The organism is Pseudomonas sp. LBUM1669, assembly GCF_059695705.1.
Window position 1 is genome coordinate 3,365,374 of sequence record NZ_CP166784.1, and the last position, 15,882, is coordinate 3,381,255.

The 15,882-nt window shown below is 60.1% G+C and carries 12 protein-coding genes and 1 pseudogene; 5 read left to right on the plus strand and 8 right to left on the minus strand.

What is annotated here, in order from left to right; translation table 11 throughout:
• Window positions 1-119 precede the first annotated feature (119 nt).
• From ACA051_RS15700 to ACA051_RS15725, 6 genes and pseudogenes are all read right to left on the minus strand, one after another.
• Window positions 120-624: pseudogene (locus ACA051_RS15700) on the minus strand (type 1 glutamine amidotransferase family protein); the annotation flags it as partial.
• A 28-nt stretch (window positions 625-652) separates the two neighbouring features.
• Complete coding sequence (locus ACA051_RS15705) at window positions 653-3,262, minus strand: sensor domain-containing phosphodiesterase (protein ID WP_497370759.1); 2,610 nt, start codon at window positions 3,260-3,262, stop codon at window positions 653-655.
• 141 nt (window positions 3,263-3,403) lie between these two features.
• Window positions 3,404-4,219 (minus strand): polyphosphate kinase 2, encoded by an 816-nt coding sequence (gene ppk2 / locus ACA051_RS15710; RefSeq protein WP_497302948.1) that lies wholly within the window; start codon window positions 4,217-4,219, stop codon window positions 3,404-3,406.
• A gap of 82 nt (window positions 4,220-4,301) precedes the next feature.
• Complete coding sequence (locus ACA051_RS15715) at window positions 4,302-6,083, minus strand: SulP family inorganic anion transporter (RefSeq protein WP_497302949.1); 1,782 nt, start codon at window positions 6,081-6,083, stop codon at window positions 4,302-4,304.
• Window positions 6,084-6,325: 242 nt separating this feature from the next.
• A complete protein-coding gene (locus ACA051_RS15720) occupies window positions 6,326-6,523 on the minus strand; it encodes a YbdD/YjiX family protein (protein ID WP_010460111.1) in 198 nt (65 codons plus the stop codon).
• A gap of 16 nt (window positions 6,524-6,539) precedes the next feature.
• The gene (locus tag ACA051_RS15725; RefSeq protein ID WP_497302951.1) at window positions 6,540-8,597 is read right to left on the minus strand and encodes a carbon starvation CstA family protein; all 2,058 of its coding nucleotides are present in this window, start codon (window positions 8,595-8,597) and stop codon (window positions 6,540-6,542) included.
• A gap of 396 nt (window positions 8,598-8,993) precedes the next feature.
• Here ACA051_RS15725 and ACA051_RS15730 point away from each other — a divergent pair, with 396 nt between their 5' ends.
• Window positions 8,994-10,361 (plus strand): cache domain-containing protein, encoded by a 1,368-nt coding sequence (locus ACA051_RS15730; protein WP_497370761.1) that lies wholly within the window; start codon window positions 8,994-8,996, stop codon window positions 10,359-10,361.
• Between the two features lie 33 nt (window positions 10,362-10,394).
• The gene (locus ACA051_RS15735) at window positions 10,395-11,027 is read left to right on the plus strand and encodes a response regulator (RefSeq protein ID WP_497302954.1); all 633 of its coding nucleotides are present in this window, start codon (window positions 10,395-10,397) and stop codon (window positions 11,025-11,027) included.
• 10 nt (window positions 11,028-11,037) lie between these two features.
• On the opposite strand, the gene ACA051_RS15740 is transcribed toward ACA051_RS15735, so the two are convergent.
• On the minus strand, window positions 11,038-11,562 hold the full coding sequence (locus tag ACA051_RS15740; RefSeq protein ID WP_497370763.1) for a transporter suffix domain-containing protein: 525 nt from the start codon (window positions 11,560-11,562) through the stop codon (window positions 11,038-11,040).
• A gap of 117 nt (window positions 11,563-11,679) precedes the next feature.
• On the opposite strand from ACA051_RS15740, the gene ACA051_RS15745 reads away from it, so the two are divergent.
• Genes ACA051_RS15745 through ACA051_RS15755 form a run of 3 tightly spaced genes read left to right on the plus strand, consistent with a single transcriptional unit; the run spans window position 11,680 to window position 15,368 of the window.
• Window positions 11,680-13,221, plus strand: a complete 1,542-nt coding sequence (locus ACA051_RS15745) for an efflux transporter outer membrane subunit (protein WP_497302956.1) — start codon at window positions 11,680-11,682, stop codon at window positions 13,219-13,221.
• A complete protein-coding gene (locus ACA051_RS15750) occupies window positions 13,214-14,353 on the plus strand; it encodes an HlyD family secretion protein (RefSeq protein WP_497302958.1) in 1,140 nt (379 codons plus the stop codon). The genes ACA051_RS15745 and ACA051_RS15750 overlap by 8 nt, the downstream gene beginning before the upstream one ends.
• Window positions 14,343-15,368 (plus strand): DUF2955 domain-containing protein, encoded by a 1,026-nt coding sequence (locus tag ACA051_RS15755; protein ID WP_497302959.1) that lies wholly within the window; start codon window positions 14,343-14,345, stop codon window positions 15,366-15,368. The genes ACA051_RS15750 and ACA051_RS15755 overlap by 11 nt, the downstream gene beginning before the upstream one ends.
• Here the strand turns inward: ACA051_RS15755 and ACA051_RS15760 are convergent.
• Entirely contained in the window at window positions 15,353-15,808 is a 456-nt protein-coding gene (locus tag ACA051_RS15760; RefSeq protein WP_497302961.1) for a hypothetical protein, read from the minus strand. The genes ACA051_RS15755 and ACA051_RS15760 overlap by 16 nt on opposite strands.
• Between the last annotated feature and the right edge of the window lie 74 nt (window positions 15,809-15,882).

The following is a 15,882-nucleotide window of genomic DNA, read 5'->3' on the forward strand; positions in this document are numbered from 1 at the left end:
ATTAAGCACCTCGCAAGAGGTCGCCTATGAGGCCAGTCTGCATACGCGAACTGATTTACCGACAAGACTGAGCATTAACCATCACCGTTTCTAACAACCACTAGCAGCCAATGCTCGGCTTAAAGGAACCGCGAAATATTTGCCATTGCACGCGTTATGTAAACGTCCTTCTCCCCCACGGGGGCAACATAGTGAAGAGCACTGCGTGCAGCCTCTACACCAACTAGACGAGAGATGAACCAGGCGGCCAGATACTGCGACGATAGGCAGCCGCCAGCGGCTGCGACATTGTCCTTTGCCACAAACGGCTGTGAGCACCGCGACGCCGGCCTCTTTAACCCATGGCTTGGTGATCAGATCCGTGCAAGCCGGAACGTCGTCTAGCAGGCCGAGCTTTGCAAGTATGAGCGTGCCCGAGCACTGGGCGCCCAAGAGTTGGCGAGCTGGGTCGAGTTTCAGTCGAGACATCAGCGCCTCGTCCGCGACGACGTCCCGAGTCAATCTCCCACTATCCACCAGCACTGCATCCGCGCCGCAGGCTTGCGCCAACGACGCCTGCGCCTCAATCTTCAGGCCGTTCATCGATAGCACTTTATCTGTGGGGCTAGCGATAGACACTCGCCAATAAAAAATTGTAATGGATACATTTCGGTTATCTGTAGCGGCTTCGCAGCCATTTGGCCTCCGACATGCCATTGTCGGCCAATTGCTGCATGTTCTGCCGGGCAATGGCCGGCTCAGCCACCAATGCACCTTCGGTCAACTCGAGACAGATCCGCGACGGTGCGACCCGGTGCTGCGCCAACAGGGCAAGCACATCACTGGCGAAGTCCGGGCGCGTCATGCTGTAGCTGGAGCAGTTCACGTGCACCGCAGGCCAATTGGCGTGCTCGGGTTGTGCCAGGATCACTGCGACGCTGGTGAGCATGTACAGGTCCAGTCGACCGATCAGACGCAAACCCTCGACATTCGGCAAAAACTCCCCAGGCGCGATCACTCGGCCGCCCGGCTGATGCCAGCGGATCAGCGCTTCAAGAGCCAACAGTTCGCCACTTTCGACGCTGACAATCGGCTGGAAATACGGCCGCAGTTCGTCGGTACGTTTGAGCGCATTGCGCAAGGCCCCTTCTCGCTCGACCTGGTCCGAAACTTCACGGCGCACTTCCTGATTGAACACCGCGTAGCTGTCGCGTCCGGCACTCTTGACCCGGTACATCGCGGCATCGGCGTCGCGCAGCAAGTCGGCGGGTTCCTGATGGAACTGCTTGTCGGCGCTGACAATGCCGATACTGCAGGACGAGAAAACCTCATGGCCATTGATAAAAAACGGCAGGTCAAACGCCACCAGGATCCGTTCGGCGATTTCGATCACCACGTCCAGCGGCGCCTCGGGAGCGAGCACCGAAAACTCATCGCCTCCCAGTCGCGCGAGCATGTCGGTGTCACGCAGGCAGCTGCGCAAACGGTGGGCGGTCTGCATCAACAGCAGATCGCCGAAATGGTGGCCGAGGCTGTCGTTGACCATCTTGAAACGATCAAGGTCGATGAACATCACCGCCAAGTGCCCGCCTTCGCTGCCGAATCGCGACCAGGCCTGATTCAGGTGCTGTTGCAGGAACGTGCGGTTCGGCAACCCGGTCAGCGCATCATGGGAGTTTTCGTGTTGCAACTTGGCATTGGCGTGATCGAGTTCGCGGGTGCGGCTCTGCACCCGGGCTTCGAGCTTGAGATTGGCGGAATGGATGGCTTCGGCGGCCGTGCGTCGCGACAACGCTGTGTCGATGTGCCGCGACACAAACGTCAGCAGTTCCTGGTCACGCAGGGTATACCGCACTTGCGAGGTATAGCTTTGTACCGCCAGCACACCACGCACCACATCGCCATCGAACAAGGGAATGCCCAGCCAGGAGTATGACCGGTAACACTCTTCGGCAATTTCGATTTCACCGTGTGCATGCAATCGGTCAGCCTCGCCGGCGTCAATCAAGCAAGGTCGACGCTGACGGATAACGTACTCAGTCAGGCCCCTGCGTCCACGTCGTGCCAACGGGCAGGTCGTCTGCCGTTCATCAACGTAATACGGAAAGGTCACTTCACTGGTCGCGTCGTCGAACAGTGCAATGTAGAAGTTCTGCGCGAACAGCAGATCACCGACGATGCCATGCAGGGTTTGAAACAGCTCAGCCATATCGCCAGGCTGGCTCGACAATTCGGCAATCTGGAACAGCGCGCTCTGCAGATGTTCGGCGCGCTCACGTTCTGCCACTTCCTGCCTCAAGGCGTCGTTAAGTGCCGAAAGTTCCAGGGTGCGACGCATGACGATCCCTTCCAGGTTCTCGCGGTGCAGGATCCGGTCCAGCGCCATGGCCACGTGACGGGCTACCACCAGAAACAGCGCACGGTCTTCAGCGCTGTAGGTACGGGAAACGTCGTAGACCTGCATGGCCAGCATGCCAAACACATCATCCGAGGCATTTTTCAACGGCGCGCCCATCCAGAACTCGGGACGATCCCCCACGCAGTAGAAGCGGCCCTCGGCTTCAGCCGCGCGAATGCCGGCGGCGTCGATCAGCAGCGGCTGGCCAGTGGTCAACACCTGGCCGGTCAACGACAGGTGCGAAACATCAAGGTATTCGTAGTGTTCGGCCTCCACGGCATCAACGTCGATGATGTCGACGTAATACGGGTAGTCAATCTTGCCGGTATGCGGGTCATACAGCGCGAGATAGAAGTTCTCGGCGTCGATCAGGCTGGCCAGCAACCGGTGGACCCCCACCAGAAACACTGACCGATCGCGGGTGGAACTGGCCAGGTAGGTGATCTCATACAGCACACGCTGAGTAATTTGCGCACGGGCAAGGGTATCAGTCTGTACCTGAATCCCCAGGCACCGGGCAAACTCGGCAAGCGCCGGTTCGGCGGCTTCCTTGATGGGCGCGAGTAGCCAACCCAGCACACTTTCGCCTCGACCGGTCGGCCATCGGTGCAAGCGGCGGGTCTGGCAAAAGGCTTCAAACTCTTCATTGGCAACGCTGGACGGCCACTTCACCTGCGGGTCACCCTGCCCGACCAGATGCATTTGTTCGCCGGCACGGTATACCACCCATGCGGTGGTGTGAGCCCAGTGGCGCGCCGAGGCCAGTAATTGCTCTACCGTTTCTTCATCGCCCTTGCAGGCCATGCCGACAGCATCCGTCCGACTTTTCAGTGGCGTGGCGATCCCGGATTGCCGCGGGGAGTCGGTCAATGGACGAAAACTCATCAGCGCTCCCTGTGCCAAAACTGGCGATATCCACTTATAAGTTGCTAGCAGTACGCCAGTGATCTTCCCGTTTAAAGCTTATATACGTTTTTATCAATCGTTTTATTCACTTTAGTGCCAATCAAAGAGGAGGCGACGCGCTCAGAACTTTTCGGGAATCCGTCTGAGCGGGTAATCCGGCTCGTGATAACCGCCTGGCCGCTGACGCTTGGGCAACTTCACTTTCTCTCGCGGCACCTCTTCATAAGGAATGCGGCTGAGCAAATCGGTGATGATGTTCAGGCGGGCCCGTCGCTTATCGTTCGAGTTGGCCACCAGCCATGGGGCATGTTCGGTATCCGTCGCCTTGAACATGTCATCACGTGCTCGCGAGTAGTCATACCAGCGGCCGTACGACTTCAGATCCATTGACGTGAGCTTCCAGATTTTGCGACCGTCCTTGATGCGCGCTTCAAGCCGACGGGTCTGCTCCTGCGGGCTGACCTCCAGCCAATACTTGAACAACATGACGCCCGAGTCGACGATTGCGCGCTCGACCAAGGGGACAGCTTTCAGGAAACTGACCGCCTGCTCCTGGGTGCAAAACCCCATCACGCGTTCGACCCCCGCTCGGTTGTACCAACTGCGATCGAAGATCACCACTTCGCCAGCCGCTGGCAGATGTGGCAGGTAGCGCTGTATGTACATCTGGCTTTTTTCTCGATCGGTCGGCGCAGGTAACGCCACAACGCGAAAGATACGTGGGCTCACCCGTTCGGTCAGCGCCTTGATTGTTCCGCCCTTGCCCGCCCCGTCGCGGCCTTCGAAGACAATGCAGATCTTGATGCCCTTTTGCTGCACCCATTCCTGCAACTTCACTACTTCGACGTGCAATCGGCGTAGTTCACTCAGGTAGTCCTTGTTTGACAACTTCACCCTGTCGTCGCTTTTTTTGGTGCGTTTCTTGTCCTTTGCCATGACCCAGACCTCACGCGTGCCTATTACGTTTATCACCGTGAACCAACCGCGCCAGTCTAGTCCATGGCGCAACTGTCTACCTTCATCGAGCCTCTTCTTGCCGATCCAACTGGTGGGTCAGCAGATAACTGTCGACGGCGGCCCCTATTGTTGGAAAAAACGCCTGTTCGCCCAGCTGCGCGAAGAGTCCGAACCGCTTGAGCTTGTCCTTGACCGGGTCTTTCATTTCGGCAATACACAACTCGATGCCAGCGGCATGCAACGTTTCGGTCAGTTCAACCAGCATGTCAGCAGAAGTCACGTCCACGCTGGTCACCGGTTCCGCCGTCACGACCAGCCAACGCACGGGCGTCGGCGATGCAGCTAAGGCATTCAGCACTCGGTCCTGGAACTGTTCGGCATTGGCGAAAAACAGCGGCGCATCCCAGCGAAACAGGACCAAGCCGGGGATAAGCCGCGCCTCGGGATAGCGCTGGATATCATGGTAGCCCTTGAGACCGTCCACGCGACCGAGCACGGCGGAATACGGACGCCAGCCATCCCACAGGAATTCGATGACGGCAATCACGATTGCTAGGCCAATGCCCTCAATTGCTCCGAACACGGCCACACCCACCGTACAGGCGATCGACAGCCAGAACTCCCAGCGTTGCATGCGATAAATTCGCCGCAAGTCGCTGACCTCGATCAAGCCGATGGCCGATGCAATGACGACAGCCGCCAGTGCACTGGTGGGTAAATGCTGCAGCAAGTTCGGCGCCACCATCAGCAGCAAGGCGACACACAGCGCGCCGACCACGCCGGTCAGCTGGGTTCTGGCACCGGCGGCCTCGGCCACAGGAGTGCGCGACGAACTGCTGGACACGGGAAACCCCTGAAAGAACCCGGCGGCCAGGTTGGCGATGCCAAGCCCGACCATTTCCTGGTTCGGGTCGACATAGGTGCGAGTCCTCGCGGCATAGACACGGGAAAGCACGCTGGTGTCGGCGAACGAGATGAGGGCCACGGCGCAGCCACCGATCAGCACGGGGACGATATCGGCGGTCGTGATCCAGGGGATGGCAAAAGAAGGCAAGCCCTGCGGGAGGGAACCGAGGATCGACACATTTGCCCGCTCGGCGAGGTCCAGCACACCGACGGCGACGGTCGCCCCGACCACGGCAATCAGAATGCCCGGCACGCGTTTCTGGCCCTTGAGCAGCAAGATGACTGCCAGGGTGGACAGGCCGACCGTGAACACGGTCCAGTTGGTCTTGCCCTCCATGACCGCCGTGGCGATGGCCCACAGGTTTCTCAGCGGTCCGTCCGCTTCGATCGAAAATCCGAAGAGTTTCGGCAGTTGGCTGATCAGTACGGTCAGGGCTATCCCGTTCATGTACCCGTAGCGGATCGGTTTGGACAGCAACTCGGTGACAAAACCAAGACGCGCGATCCCCGCCAGGACGCAGACCGTCCCTGACACGATGGCCATCATGCCCGCCAGGGCGACTGCGCGCTGCGGATCGCCGCCGGAGAGTGGCAGGACGACGGCGAGGATGACCGCAACCAATGAGGAGTCCGGGCCCAATACGAGAATCCGACTAGGCCCGAACAACGCATAAGCGAGTAACGGGACGATGGTCGCGTAAAGACCATAAATGCCGGGCAGGCCTGAAGCTTGCGCATAGGCGATGCCGACCGGCACCAGCATCGTGGTCAGCACCAGCCCGGCCATGATGTCGTGGCGCAATCCTGCAATCGGGTATCCGCGCAGTGTCTGCAGTCCCGGCATCCAACGACCCCAACCGGTCTGATCGCCCGCCTTCACCCGCGATGCAATACGTCCCGGCTCCGGGACTGGGGGCGAAACATTGGAGTCGCTCATAACTTGGTGGCCCCCTTGTTGGGCAGCCCGATGAATTGAAGGCACGGCAACTGCGCGCTGAATGGCTGAAAAAAAAGCATAGCCGCTGGCGAATGCGAATGCCTCGCCGGGGAGCAATCAGGTAGTGCGACGACGGCAAAGGCAAAGAAAAAAGCCCGGATGACCAGCGATTACGATCTTGAGATCGCTATCGCTGGTCATCCGGGCTCCATGAGAGCGACCAGTTACCTAAGTGTCATTGTTCAACAACACTTCGGCCCGGCCTTACTCCCATAACGCGCTTCCTGGCGTTCCCGAAAGAACACTTCGTAGCTCATCACCGGCTTGTCAGGGTGTTTGCCCTGCATATGTTCGACGTAGGTGTCGTAGTCCGGCATGCCCACCATCAGACGCGCAGCCTGACCGAGGTATTTACCGAGGCGACTCAGGTCATTGAACATTTGGCGCCCTCCTCCCTCACGCTTGCGGCAGTGCCTGGTACGGTGCTTCTTTATCCGTGCGTTCCTTGCTGCCCCAGGCGGCAATGCCGACCTTGAGCGCAAAGAACAGGATGCTGAAGACCACCAGCAGGAACAGCGCCGTCAGCGTTGCGTTGGTGTAGGCGTTGTAGATCACGTGGTGCATCTGGTCGATGCTCTTCGCCGGGGCGAGGATCTGGCCGTTGGCCAAGGCGTCGCTGTATTTCTTGGCCAAGGCCAGGAAACCGATCGCCGGGTTGGCATCGAACAGCTTGATGAAGCCTGCGGTGGTGGTGCAGATCAGCAGCCACACGGCTGGCAACATGGTCACCCAGACGTAGCGCTGACGTTTCATTTTGATCAGCACGACGGTCGCCAACATCAGCGCAATACCCGCCAACATCTGGTTGGAGATACCGAACAGCGGCCACAAGGTGTTGATGCCGCCCAGTGGGTCGATCACGCCCTGGTACAGCAGATAACCCCACATCGCCACGCAACCGGCCGTTGCGATCAGGTTGGCGGTCCAGGATTCAGTGCGTTTAAGCGATGGTACGAACGAGCCGAGCAAATCCTGCAGCATGAACCGTCCGGCACGGGTGCCCGCATCGACGGCCGTCAAGATGAACAACGCTTCAAACAGGATCGCGAAGTGGTACCAGAACGCCATGGTGTTTTCACCTGGCAGCACGTGGTGCAGGATCTGCGCGATACCGACCGCCAACGTTGGTGCACCACCGGCACGGGCCAGAATGGTGGTTTCACCGATGTCCTTGGCCACCGCTTGCAGCGCTTCCGGGGTAATCGCAAAGCCCCAGCTGCTGACGGTCTGAGCCACCGAAACAGCATCAGAACCAACCAGCGCCGCCGGGCTGTTCATGGCGAAGTACACGCCCGGTTCGATCACCGAAGCCGCCACCATCGCCATGATGGCGACGAAGGATTCCATCAGCATGCCGCCGTAACCGATGTAACGCGCATGGCCTTCGCTGGCCAACAGTTTGGGCGTGGTGCCCGAAGCAATCAGCGCATGGAAACCCGAGACCGCGCCACAGGCAATGGTGATGAACAGGAACGGGAACAACCCGCCTTTCCATACCGGCCCGGTGCCGTCGATAAACTGAGTCAGTGCCGGCATTTTCAAGTCGGGCATGGTGATCAGGATGCCGATCGCCAGCGCCACGATGGTGCCGATCTTGAGGAAGGTCGACAGGTAATCACGCGGGGCCAGAATCAGCCAAACCGGCAATACCGCAGCGACAAAACCATAGCCGATCAACATCCAGGTGATCTGAATGCCAGTGAAGGTAAACGCTTTGGCCCAGACCGGGTCAGCGGCAATCAGCCCACCGAGCCAGATCGAACCCAGCAGCAACAGCACACCGACGATGGAGATTTCGCCAATGCGACCCGGGCGGATGTAGCGCATGTAAATGCCCATGAACATCGCGATCGGGATGGTCGCCATCACCGTGAAAATCCCCCACGGGCTCTCGGCCAGGGCTTTCACGACGATCAATGCCAGCACCGCAAGGATGATGATCATGATCAGGAAGCAGCCAAACAGCGCAATGGTACCGGGGATGCGGCCCATTTCTTCACGGACCATATCACCCAGGGAACGGCCGTTGCGGCGGGTGGACATGAACAGGACCATGAAATCCTGAACCGCACCGGCCAGCACTACACCGGCAATCAGCCAGAGCGTACCGGGCAGATAGCCCATCTGCGCCGCCAGAACCGGACCGACCAGCGGCCCTGCGCCGGCGATGGCGGCAAAGTGGTGTCCGAAAAGTACGTGTTTGTTGGTCGGCACGTAGTCCAGGCCATCATTGTTGATGACGGCGGGCGTGGCACGATTGGGGTCGAGTTGCATCACCTTGGTGGCGATGAACAGGCTGTAGTAGCGGTATGCGACGAGGTAGATAGCGACTGCTGCGACTACGATCCAAAGGGCGTTGATCGCTTCGCCGCGGCGCAGGGCCACGACACTTAGCGCAAACGCTCCCAGGACAGCCACGGCAAACCAGGCGAGGTGTTTAGCCAGACGGGGCATAGCGTGTCTCCTGCCGACAGCCAGTGACTGCGGCGGTAATTTTTATAATTGTGTCCGCGGTGCGGAGCTGGCCCAATATCCCCGCATGCCGTCTACAAATAAATCCGCGTTACTACGTACATGCCATCTACGTAGTTCTACGTAGATGTACTGATCCGTCAATTAAATCACCAGCCCCTGTGGGAGCGGGCTTGCTCGCGAAGAGGCCATCACATCCAACATCAATGTTGGCAGGCACACCGCCTTCGCGAGCAAGCCCGCTCCCACAGGGTTTTGCATTTCAGCTGACAGACGTCACAGCCACAGGTCATTCCGTCCAGCGCCGCTACTGGAGCCGCGTATCTTTGGCATATGATGCCGGGCCATCGCCATCCCTCGGTCCGGTCAGGAGCCAAGATGCAGCTCAAACACAAAATCGTCGCGCTCGGGATTCTGCCGCTGGTGTTGGCGATCGCTGTGATCTGCGCGTTGGTGATTTCCCTGAATCGCCAACTCGGCGATCAACAGGCGCAGCTGATCGAAGACAGCATTCTGGCGAGCAAACGCGCCGAGCTTAAAAACTACGTGGAAATGGCGCAGAGCCTGATCGCACCGCTGTACGACGACGGCCACGGTGACGAGCACGCCCAGCAACAAGTGCTGGAAGAACTGCGCAAGCTCAGCTTTGGCATCAATGGCTACTTCTTCGTCTACGACCGCGAGGGTCGCAGCCTGATGCACGCGCGCCAGTCGGAACTGGTGGGCAAATACCTGTGGGACATGAAGGATCCCCACGGTTTGCCGGTGATTCAGGCACTGCTCAAAAGTGCGCAATCCGGTGAAGGTTTCCAGCGTTACGCCTGGAACAAGCCCTCCTCTGGCCAGGTGACCGACAAGCTCGCTTACGTGGTGATGCTGGACCGTTGGGGCTGGATGCTCGGCACCGGCATCTACCTTGAAGACGTTGAGCGCGCCACCCAGCAGGCGCGTGACGAGGTGGCCCAAGGCATCCGCAAGACCATGCTGGCAATTGCCGCAGTGGCCCTCGTGGCCGTGCTGTTTGTCTTCGCCAGCGGCATGACGCTCAACGTCAGCGAGCATCGCCTGGCGGACAAAAAGCTCCAGCGCCTGACCCAGCGGATCGTCAGCCTCCAGGAAGAAGAGCGCTCACGGGTTTCCCGGGAGCTGCACGACGGCATCAGTCAGGTGCTCGTCTCCATCAAGTTTCAGTTCGAACTGGCCAGTCTGCTGCTGGAGAATGGCCAGGGACAAGACAAGGGTTTAAACACACTAAAAGACGCCACGGCGCGCCTCGGCGACGCGATTGGCGAGGTTCGCAGCCTCTCCCACGACCTGCGCTCATCGTTGCTCGACACCCTGGGCCTGCCGGCGGCGATCGGCCAGCTCGCCGCGGAATTCGAGCAGCGCAGCGGTCTCACCGTGACTTATGACGACAATGAATTCGACTGTGACCTGGTCGACGGCGCAGCGGTCTCGCTGTTCCGGATTGTGCAAGAAGGCCTGACCAACATCGAACGCCACGCACAAGCTAAAAACGTTTCGATTACCCTGCATGGGTCACAAGAGTCCGTGCGGCTGACGGTGGTCGACGACGGTGTCGGCTTCAACGTCGCCCAGGTCGAACGTCGCCACGCGGGCATCGGCCTGCGTAATATCCGTGAGCGTGTCGAACATTTTGGCGGACGTTTCGACCTGATATCGGTGCCCGGAAGAAGTGAGCTGGACGTGCTGCTGCCGATGAAAATACCCGGCGCAAAACGCTGACCCACCCCAATACAACAAGAGTGAATACCCGCGATGAACCTGCCCTACCCGATCCGCGTCGCCCTGGTCGACGATCACTCCCTGGTCCGCGACGGGATCAAAGCGCTGCTCGCGGTCATGGCGCCCCTGGAAGTGGTGGGCGAAGCCGAGAGTGGCGCGCAGGCGATCGAGATGGTCGGGCGCTGCCAGCCAGACTTGTTGCTGGTCGACATCAGCCTGCGCGACATGAACGGTCTTGAGCTGACTCGCGTGCTGCGCAGCCAGTACCCGTCGCTGAAGGTGCTGATGCTGAGCATGTACGACAATTATGAATACGTCAGTGAATCTGTTCGCGCCGGCGCCAGCGGCTATGTGCTGAAGAACTCACCGTCGCGGGAAATCATTGCGGCCATCGAAGCCATCGCCAGTGGCGGCACGTTCTACAGCGCCGAAATCGCCCAGCGGCTGATTGCCGACAAAAGCACCGACAACGAGCTGACACCCCGCGAGAGCCAGGTGTTGTACAAAATGGCTCAGGGCTTGAACAACAAGGAAATGGCCCGCGAGCTCGACATCAGTGTGCGCACGGTGGAAACCCATCGCCTGAGCATCCGCCGCAAACTGAACATCGACAAACCCGCGGCCCTGGTCAAATACGCGATCGATCACGGGATCATTTCGCGCTAGCAGGCAAGCTTTACACCGTCCCGGGATTCACGACCTTTGCAGTGCGGATAAACAACGCCCGCACCTTCTCCCAGAAATTGCCCCCCAGCACAAAAAAGCTGCCGACCAGCATGGCATCGCCCAGCAATTGAAGCTGCCACAAGTTCGGTCTGAACCCCGGCCAAAACGTGTCGACGTAGGGTTCAAGAAAAGCCGAGATCAGCGGCAGACAAAACATCACGATACCGATTCGATGACGAATCGGACCCACTTCGGCATCTACAGACGGCGCAAGCCCGGACACGTAACCGAACAACTTACTTTTCAACTGCTGGAACCCGGCCTTGCCCATGACCGCGATGACGAGAATCAGCAGGACTTTATTGCTGATGAATAACACGCCGGTCAGCGCGGCGATTCTTGAGCCTGGGATGTCGAGTGCCGCGGCGATCGGCACCATCAGCCACGAACCCAGCATGACGCAGATAATGGCGATGCCCACTTTGAAGCGCCAACCAGCGGAAAGGGGTTCAGCATGACCTTGGGGGCTACTCATGAGTGTCCTGCCTTATAAGTGATCGCAGAAGATTTTAGGGTGCTTGAGAAGCTTAGCAGCCGGTTGTTCATTTGGACGGCTATGCTCCAGTGACCTTTCCTGGTTGGACGATATGCGATGCATCGAGGCCGTTCCTTGCCGAGACTGCCAGCCCACCTCCTCTTGCTCGGCGTACTTGGCCTGAGTGGCTGCGTGCGGCTGGGCCCGGACTTTCAGCCGCCGGGCGAAACGTGGGTCGAACACTGGAACACCGCGGCCTTAGAACACGCCAGTCAACGCGGAACGAATCCGGATATCCGCCAATGGTGGCAGGTCTTCAACGATCCGCTGCTCAATCAGCTGATCGCCGAGTCGGATGCTCATAATTCCAGCCTGAAAATCGCCGGCCTGCGCGTGATGGAAGCCCGTGCCCAGTTGGGCATTGCGCAAAGCGGTTTGTACCCGCAACTGCAGCAGGCCAGCGCCGACAGCTTGTACTTCAATCGCCGGCAATCGGGTGGTACCAATCCCCAGGACAGCCATTTCTGGCAATACAGCGCCGGGTTCGACATTGGCTGGGAGCTGGACTTCTGGGGACGTTTCAGCCGAGCCATCGAATCGTCCGACGCCAGTTATTTTGCGGCCCAGGCCAACTATGAAGACGTGCTGGTATTGCTGCGCGCCCAGGTCGCGGACACCTACTTTTCGTTGCGCACCACCGAGGCGCGGTTACGCGTCGCCCAGGAGAACGCCAAGCAGCAAAAGCGTAATTTCGAGATCACCGAAAAGCTGTTCAACAGCGGCCAGCAAGCGGAACTCGACCTCCAACAGGCCAAAACCCAATACCTCGGCACCCTGAGCACTATCCCCAGCCTCGAAGACCAGCTGCAACGAACGCGCAATGCCCTGGCCGTGCTGATCGGGCAACCGCCCGGCGCGTTACCGCAGCGAGTGGAAAACGAAGGTTTGATCCCGCTGGTCGATCGCGCCGTACTCCAGGATGTACCGGCCAATCTGCTGCTGCGTCGGCCCGATGTGCGCGCCGCCGAGCTGAATGTCGCCGCCCAGTCCGCATTGATCGGCGTGGCCGAAAGTGATTTCTATCCGTCGCTGACCTTGCTCGGCAGCATCGTCTGGTCGGCCGACACGCTCAACGGTACGTCCAGAAGCCTGGACCTTATCGGTGGCCCCAGCCTGCGTTGGAACGTGTTCGACCATGGTCAGATCAGCAACAACGTGCGCGTTCAGGATGCGCGGTTGCAGCAACTGATCGAGACCTACCGTGACAAAGTCCGCCAAGCAGCGCGCGAGGCGGATGATGCCGCCACTGGCTTGATCAAATCGCTGGAGCGCGAACGCATCCTGAGCGAGGCTGAAGTGGCGGCCAAACGCTCGCTGGTGCTGGCCAGCGCGCAGTACCGCGAAGGGTACTCGGACTTTCAGCGCGTGCTCGATGCCCAGCGCGCATTGCTCGACCAACAGGACAACTACCTGGTCGCCCGCAGTAACGCCGTGAGCAATCTGATTGCCCTTTACAAATCCCTCGGTGGCGGTTGGTACAGCGCCCAGCCCAAAGTCGATGAAGCCACCCGCCAGCAGATGGAAAAACGCACCGACTGGGGCGACCTGCTGAGCGAGCCCGCCGCCCCTCTGCCCCACAAGGTAAACAGCCATGAGTGAAGCCGCGCAGCCTGTCCCCGAGGCGCCCTCCCCCAAACCACCTGAGCCTGCCGCCGACCCAGCGAAAAAAGGTATCAAATGGGTGCTGCTCCTGATCCTCCTGAGCCTGGCGTGGTACCTGGCGGCCGACCGTTTCACGCCCTATACGCAACAAGCCCGGGTGGGTGCTTTTGTCATTCCGGTCGCCTCGGAAGTTGCCGGACGGGTCATCCGCGTCAACGTGCGCAACAACCAGGACGTCAAGGCCGGCGACGTGCTGTTCGAGGTCGACCCGCAGCCGTACCAGATCGCCGTCGACCGCGCCCGCGCAGACCTTGAATCGACCCGTCGGCAGATCGGCGCCAGCACTGCCGGCATCGCCTCGGCGCAAGCCAACTTGCGCGCTGCCCAGGCCAACGAACTCAAGGCGAAACAGGACAATCAACGCTTGGAAGGTTTGTACCGCGAAGACCCCGGAACCATTTCCGTGCGTTTGCTCGAAGTGTCTCGCGCCAATCGTGAACAGGCGGTCAGCCAGGTCGCTGCCGCCCGCGCCGAAGTGCAACGAGCGCGCGAGCAAGAAGGCGGCAGCGAGGAAGATAACGCCCTGCTGCGTAGCGCCGCCACGGCGCTGTCGAAAGCCGAGCTGGATCTGTCCAATACGCAGATTCGCGCCCGTTCGGCGGGTCTGGTCACCGACCTGCGCACCGACGCCGGACAGTTCGCCGCGGCCGGTGGTGCGGTCATGACCCTGATTGCCATCCACGATGTCTGGATCAGCGCGGACATGACTGAAAACAACCTCGGTCTGGTGAAAGTCGATACGCCCGTGGCGATCGTCCTGGATGCATTCCCGGGCGAAGTGTTTGACGGACGCGTGCGCAGTGTCGGTTATGGGGTCAGTGTCGGACAGACACCCGCGCCTGGCACCTTGCCCAGTGTGCAGAACAGCCGTGACTGGCTGCGACCGGCCCAGCGTTTTCCGGTGATTATCGAGCTCTCCGAAGACGCCCGAAAAATCTTGCGTGACAGCCGCGCCATCCGTGCCGGCGGGCAGGCCGAAGTCATGGCTTTCCCTACTCAAGGCAACCCACTGAACCCGTTGGGCCGGCTGTTTGTGGGTTTCATGAGCTGGCTGAGCTATGCCTACTAAACGCACGCCCCGGGAACAGCGCGCATTGCGTCTCGCCACTGGCACGGCGCTGTGCCTTGCCACGAGCTTCGGCCTGGGCTTGCCGATTCCCTTTATCGCGCCTGTGCTGTGCCTGATCCTGCTGGCCTCGCTCAATCGCCCGTTGCCGCTCAAGGCGGGGGTGGTGCTCGCACTGGCCGCGATGTTGACCACGGGCCTTGGCCTGTTGTTGATTCCGATCCTGCGTTATTACCCCGTCAGCGGCGTGCTGCTGGTCGGCTTGAGTCTGTTCCTGGTGTTCCGCTTTGGTCTGCGCGGCGGCAATGCCCTGATCGTGACCTTTCTGGTGATTGGCCTGACGATGATTTCCTCGGCCGGCGTCGCCGAATTCGATCTGGCGGCGATGGTCATCGGTGCCCTGGTCAAGGGCTTGCTGCTCGCCGTTGTGGTCGTGGCGCTCAGTCACGGGTTATTCCCGGATCCGCCAAATGCCCCTTTGCCGCCACCCGCCCCCACCCTGCCCGCCGAAGAAGTCAGTCGGGTGGCGCTACGGGCAACCCTGATCGTGTTGCCGACGTTCCTGCTGGCATTGATTGACCCGGCCGGTTACCTGCCGATCATCCTCAAGGCTGTCAGCCTGGGTCAGCAAAGCTCTACGACCAACGCCCACAACGCCGGCCGTGAACTCGTCGGGTCGACCTTGCTCGCAGGCCTGCTGGCGATCCTGTTCTGGAGCGCCCTCAGCCTGTTTGTGCACCTGTGGATGTTCTATCTGTGGATGCTGCTGTTCGGCCTGGTACTGGCGCGCAAACTCTATGCCCTGAGCCCGACCCGGTTCAGCCCGGGGTTCTGGCTCAACACCCTGATCACGCTGATTATCCTGTTGGGCCAGTCGGTTCAGGACAGCATCGCCGGCAAGGACGTATACACCGCGTTTGCGGTGCGCATGGGCTTGTTCCTCGCCGTGACGTTGTATGCCTGCCTGATGGTGTATCTGCTCGAGCAACGGCCGCAAAAAGCTCAGGGATTGACCTGATAGCCCTTGCCTTGCAGGCAACTGGTGTACGCCGTCGAGGTGTTCGCGGCGCTGGTTTTCTGCTGCGCCCGGCGCTCCTGACGCTGACGCGAACCGCCGACCACCGCGCCGGCGGCGGCCGTCTCCTTGGCGCGATTCTGCCGATAGTCCTGCTTCACGTCGTCATCGACGCGATCATAAACCTCGTCATGCTGATTACCACGCACCTGGGCCCCGGCCGCTCCGGCGGCGGCCCCCACGGCAGCACCTTTCAGGCGCCCTCCGGAGGGAGGCGGCGCCGTCGACGCGGCCTGGCTGGCCGCGATGCTGTTGCATTCATTGATGTCCAACTGGGTCTGTTGCGAACTCTGCCCTTTCATCGGAACGACCGATGCAGCCCAACCCTGGGTGCATGTAACCGCCAATGCGATGCTCAAGCAGATGGGCGATACCTTGCTCATAACCACCTCCAGGCTCAGCCCGTCACTCTGCAAGAACACCGCGTGGGTAAAACGCTGATGACTGATTCCGGGCT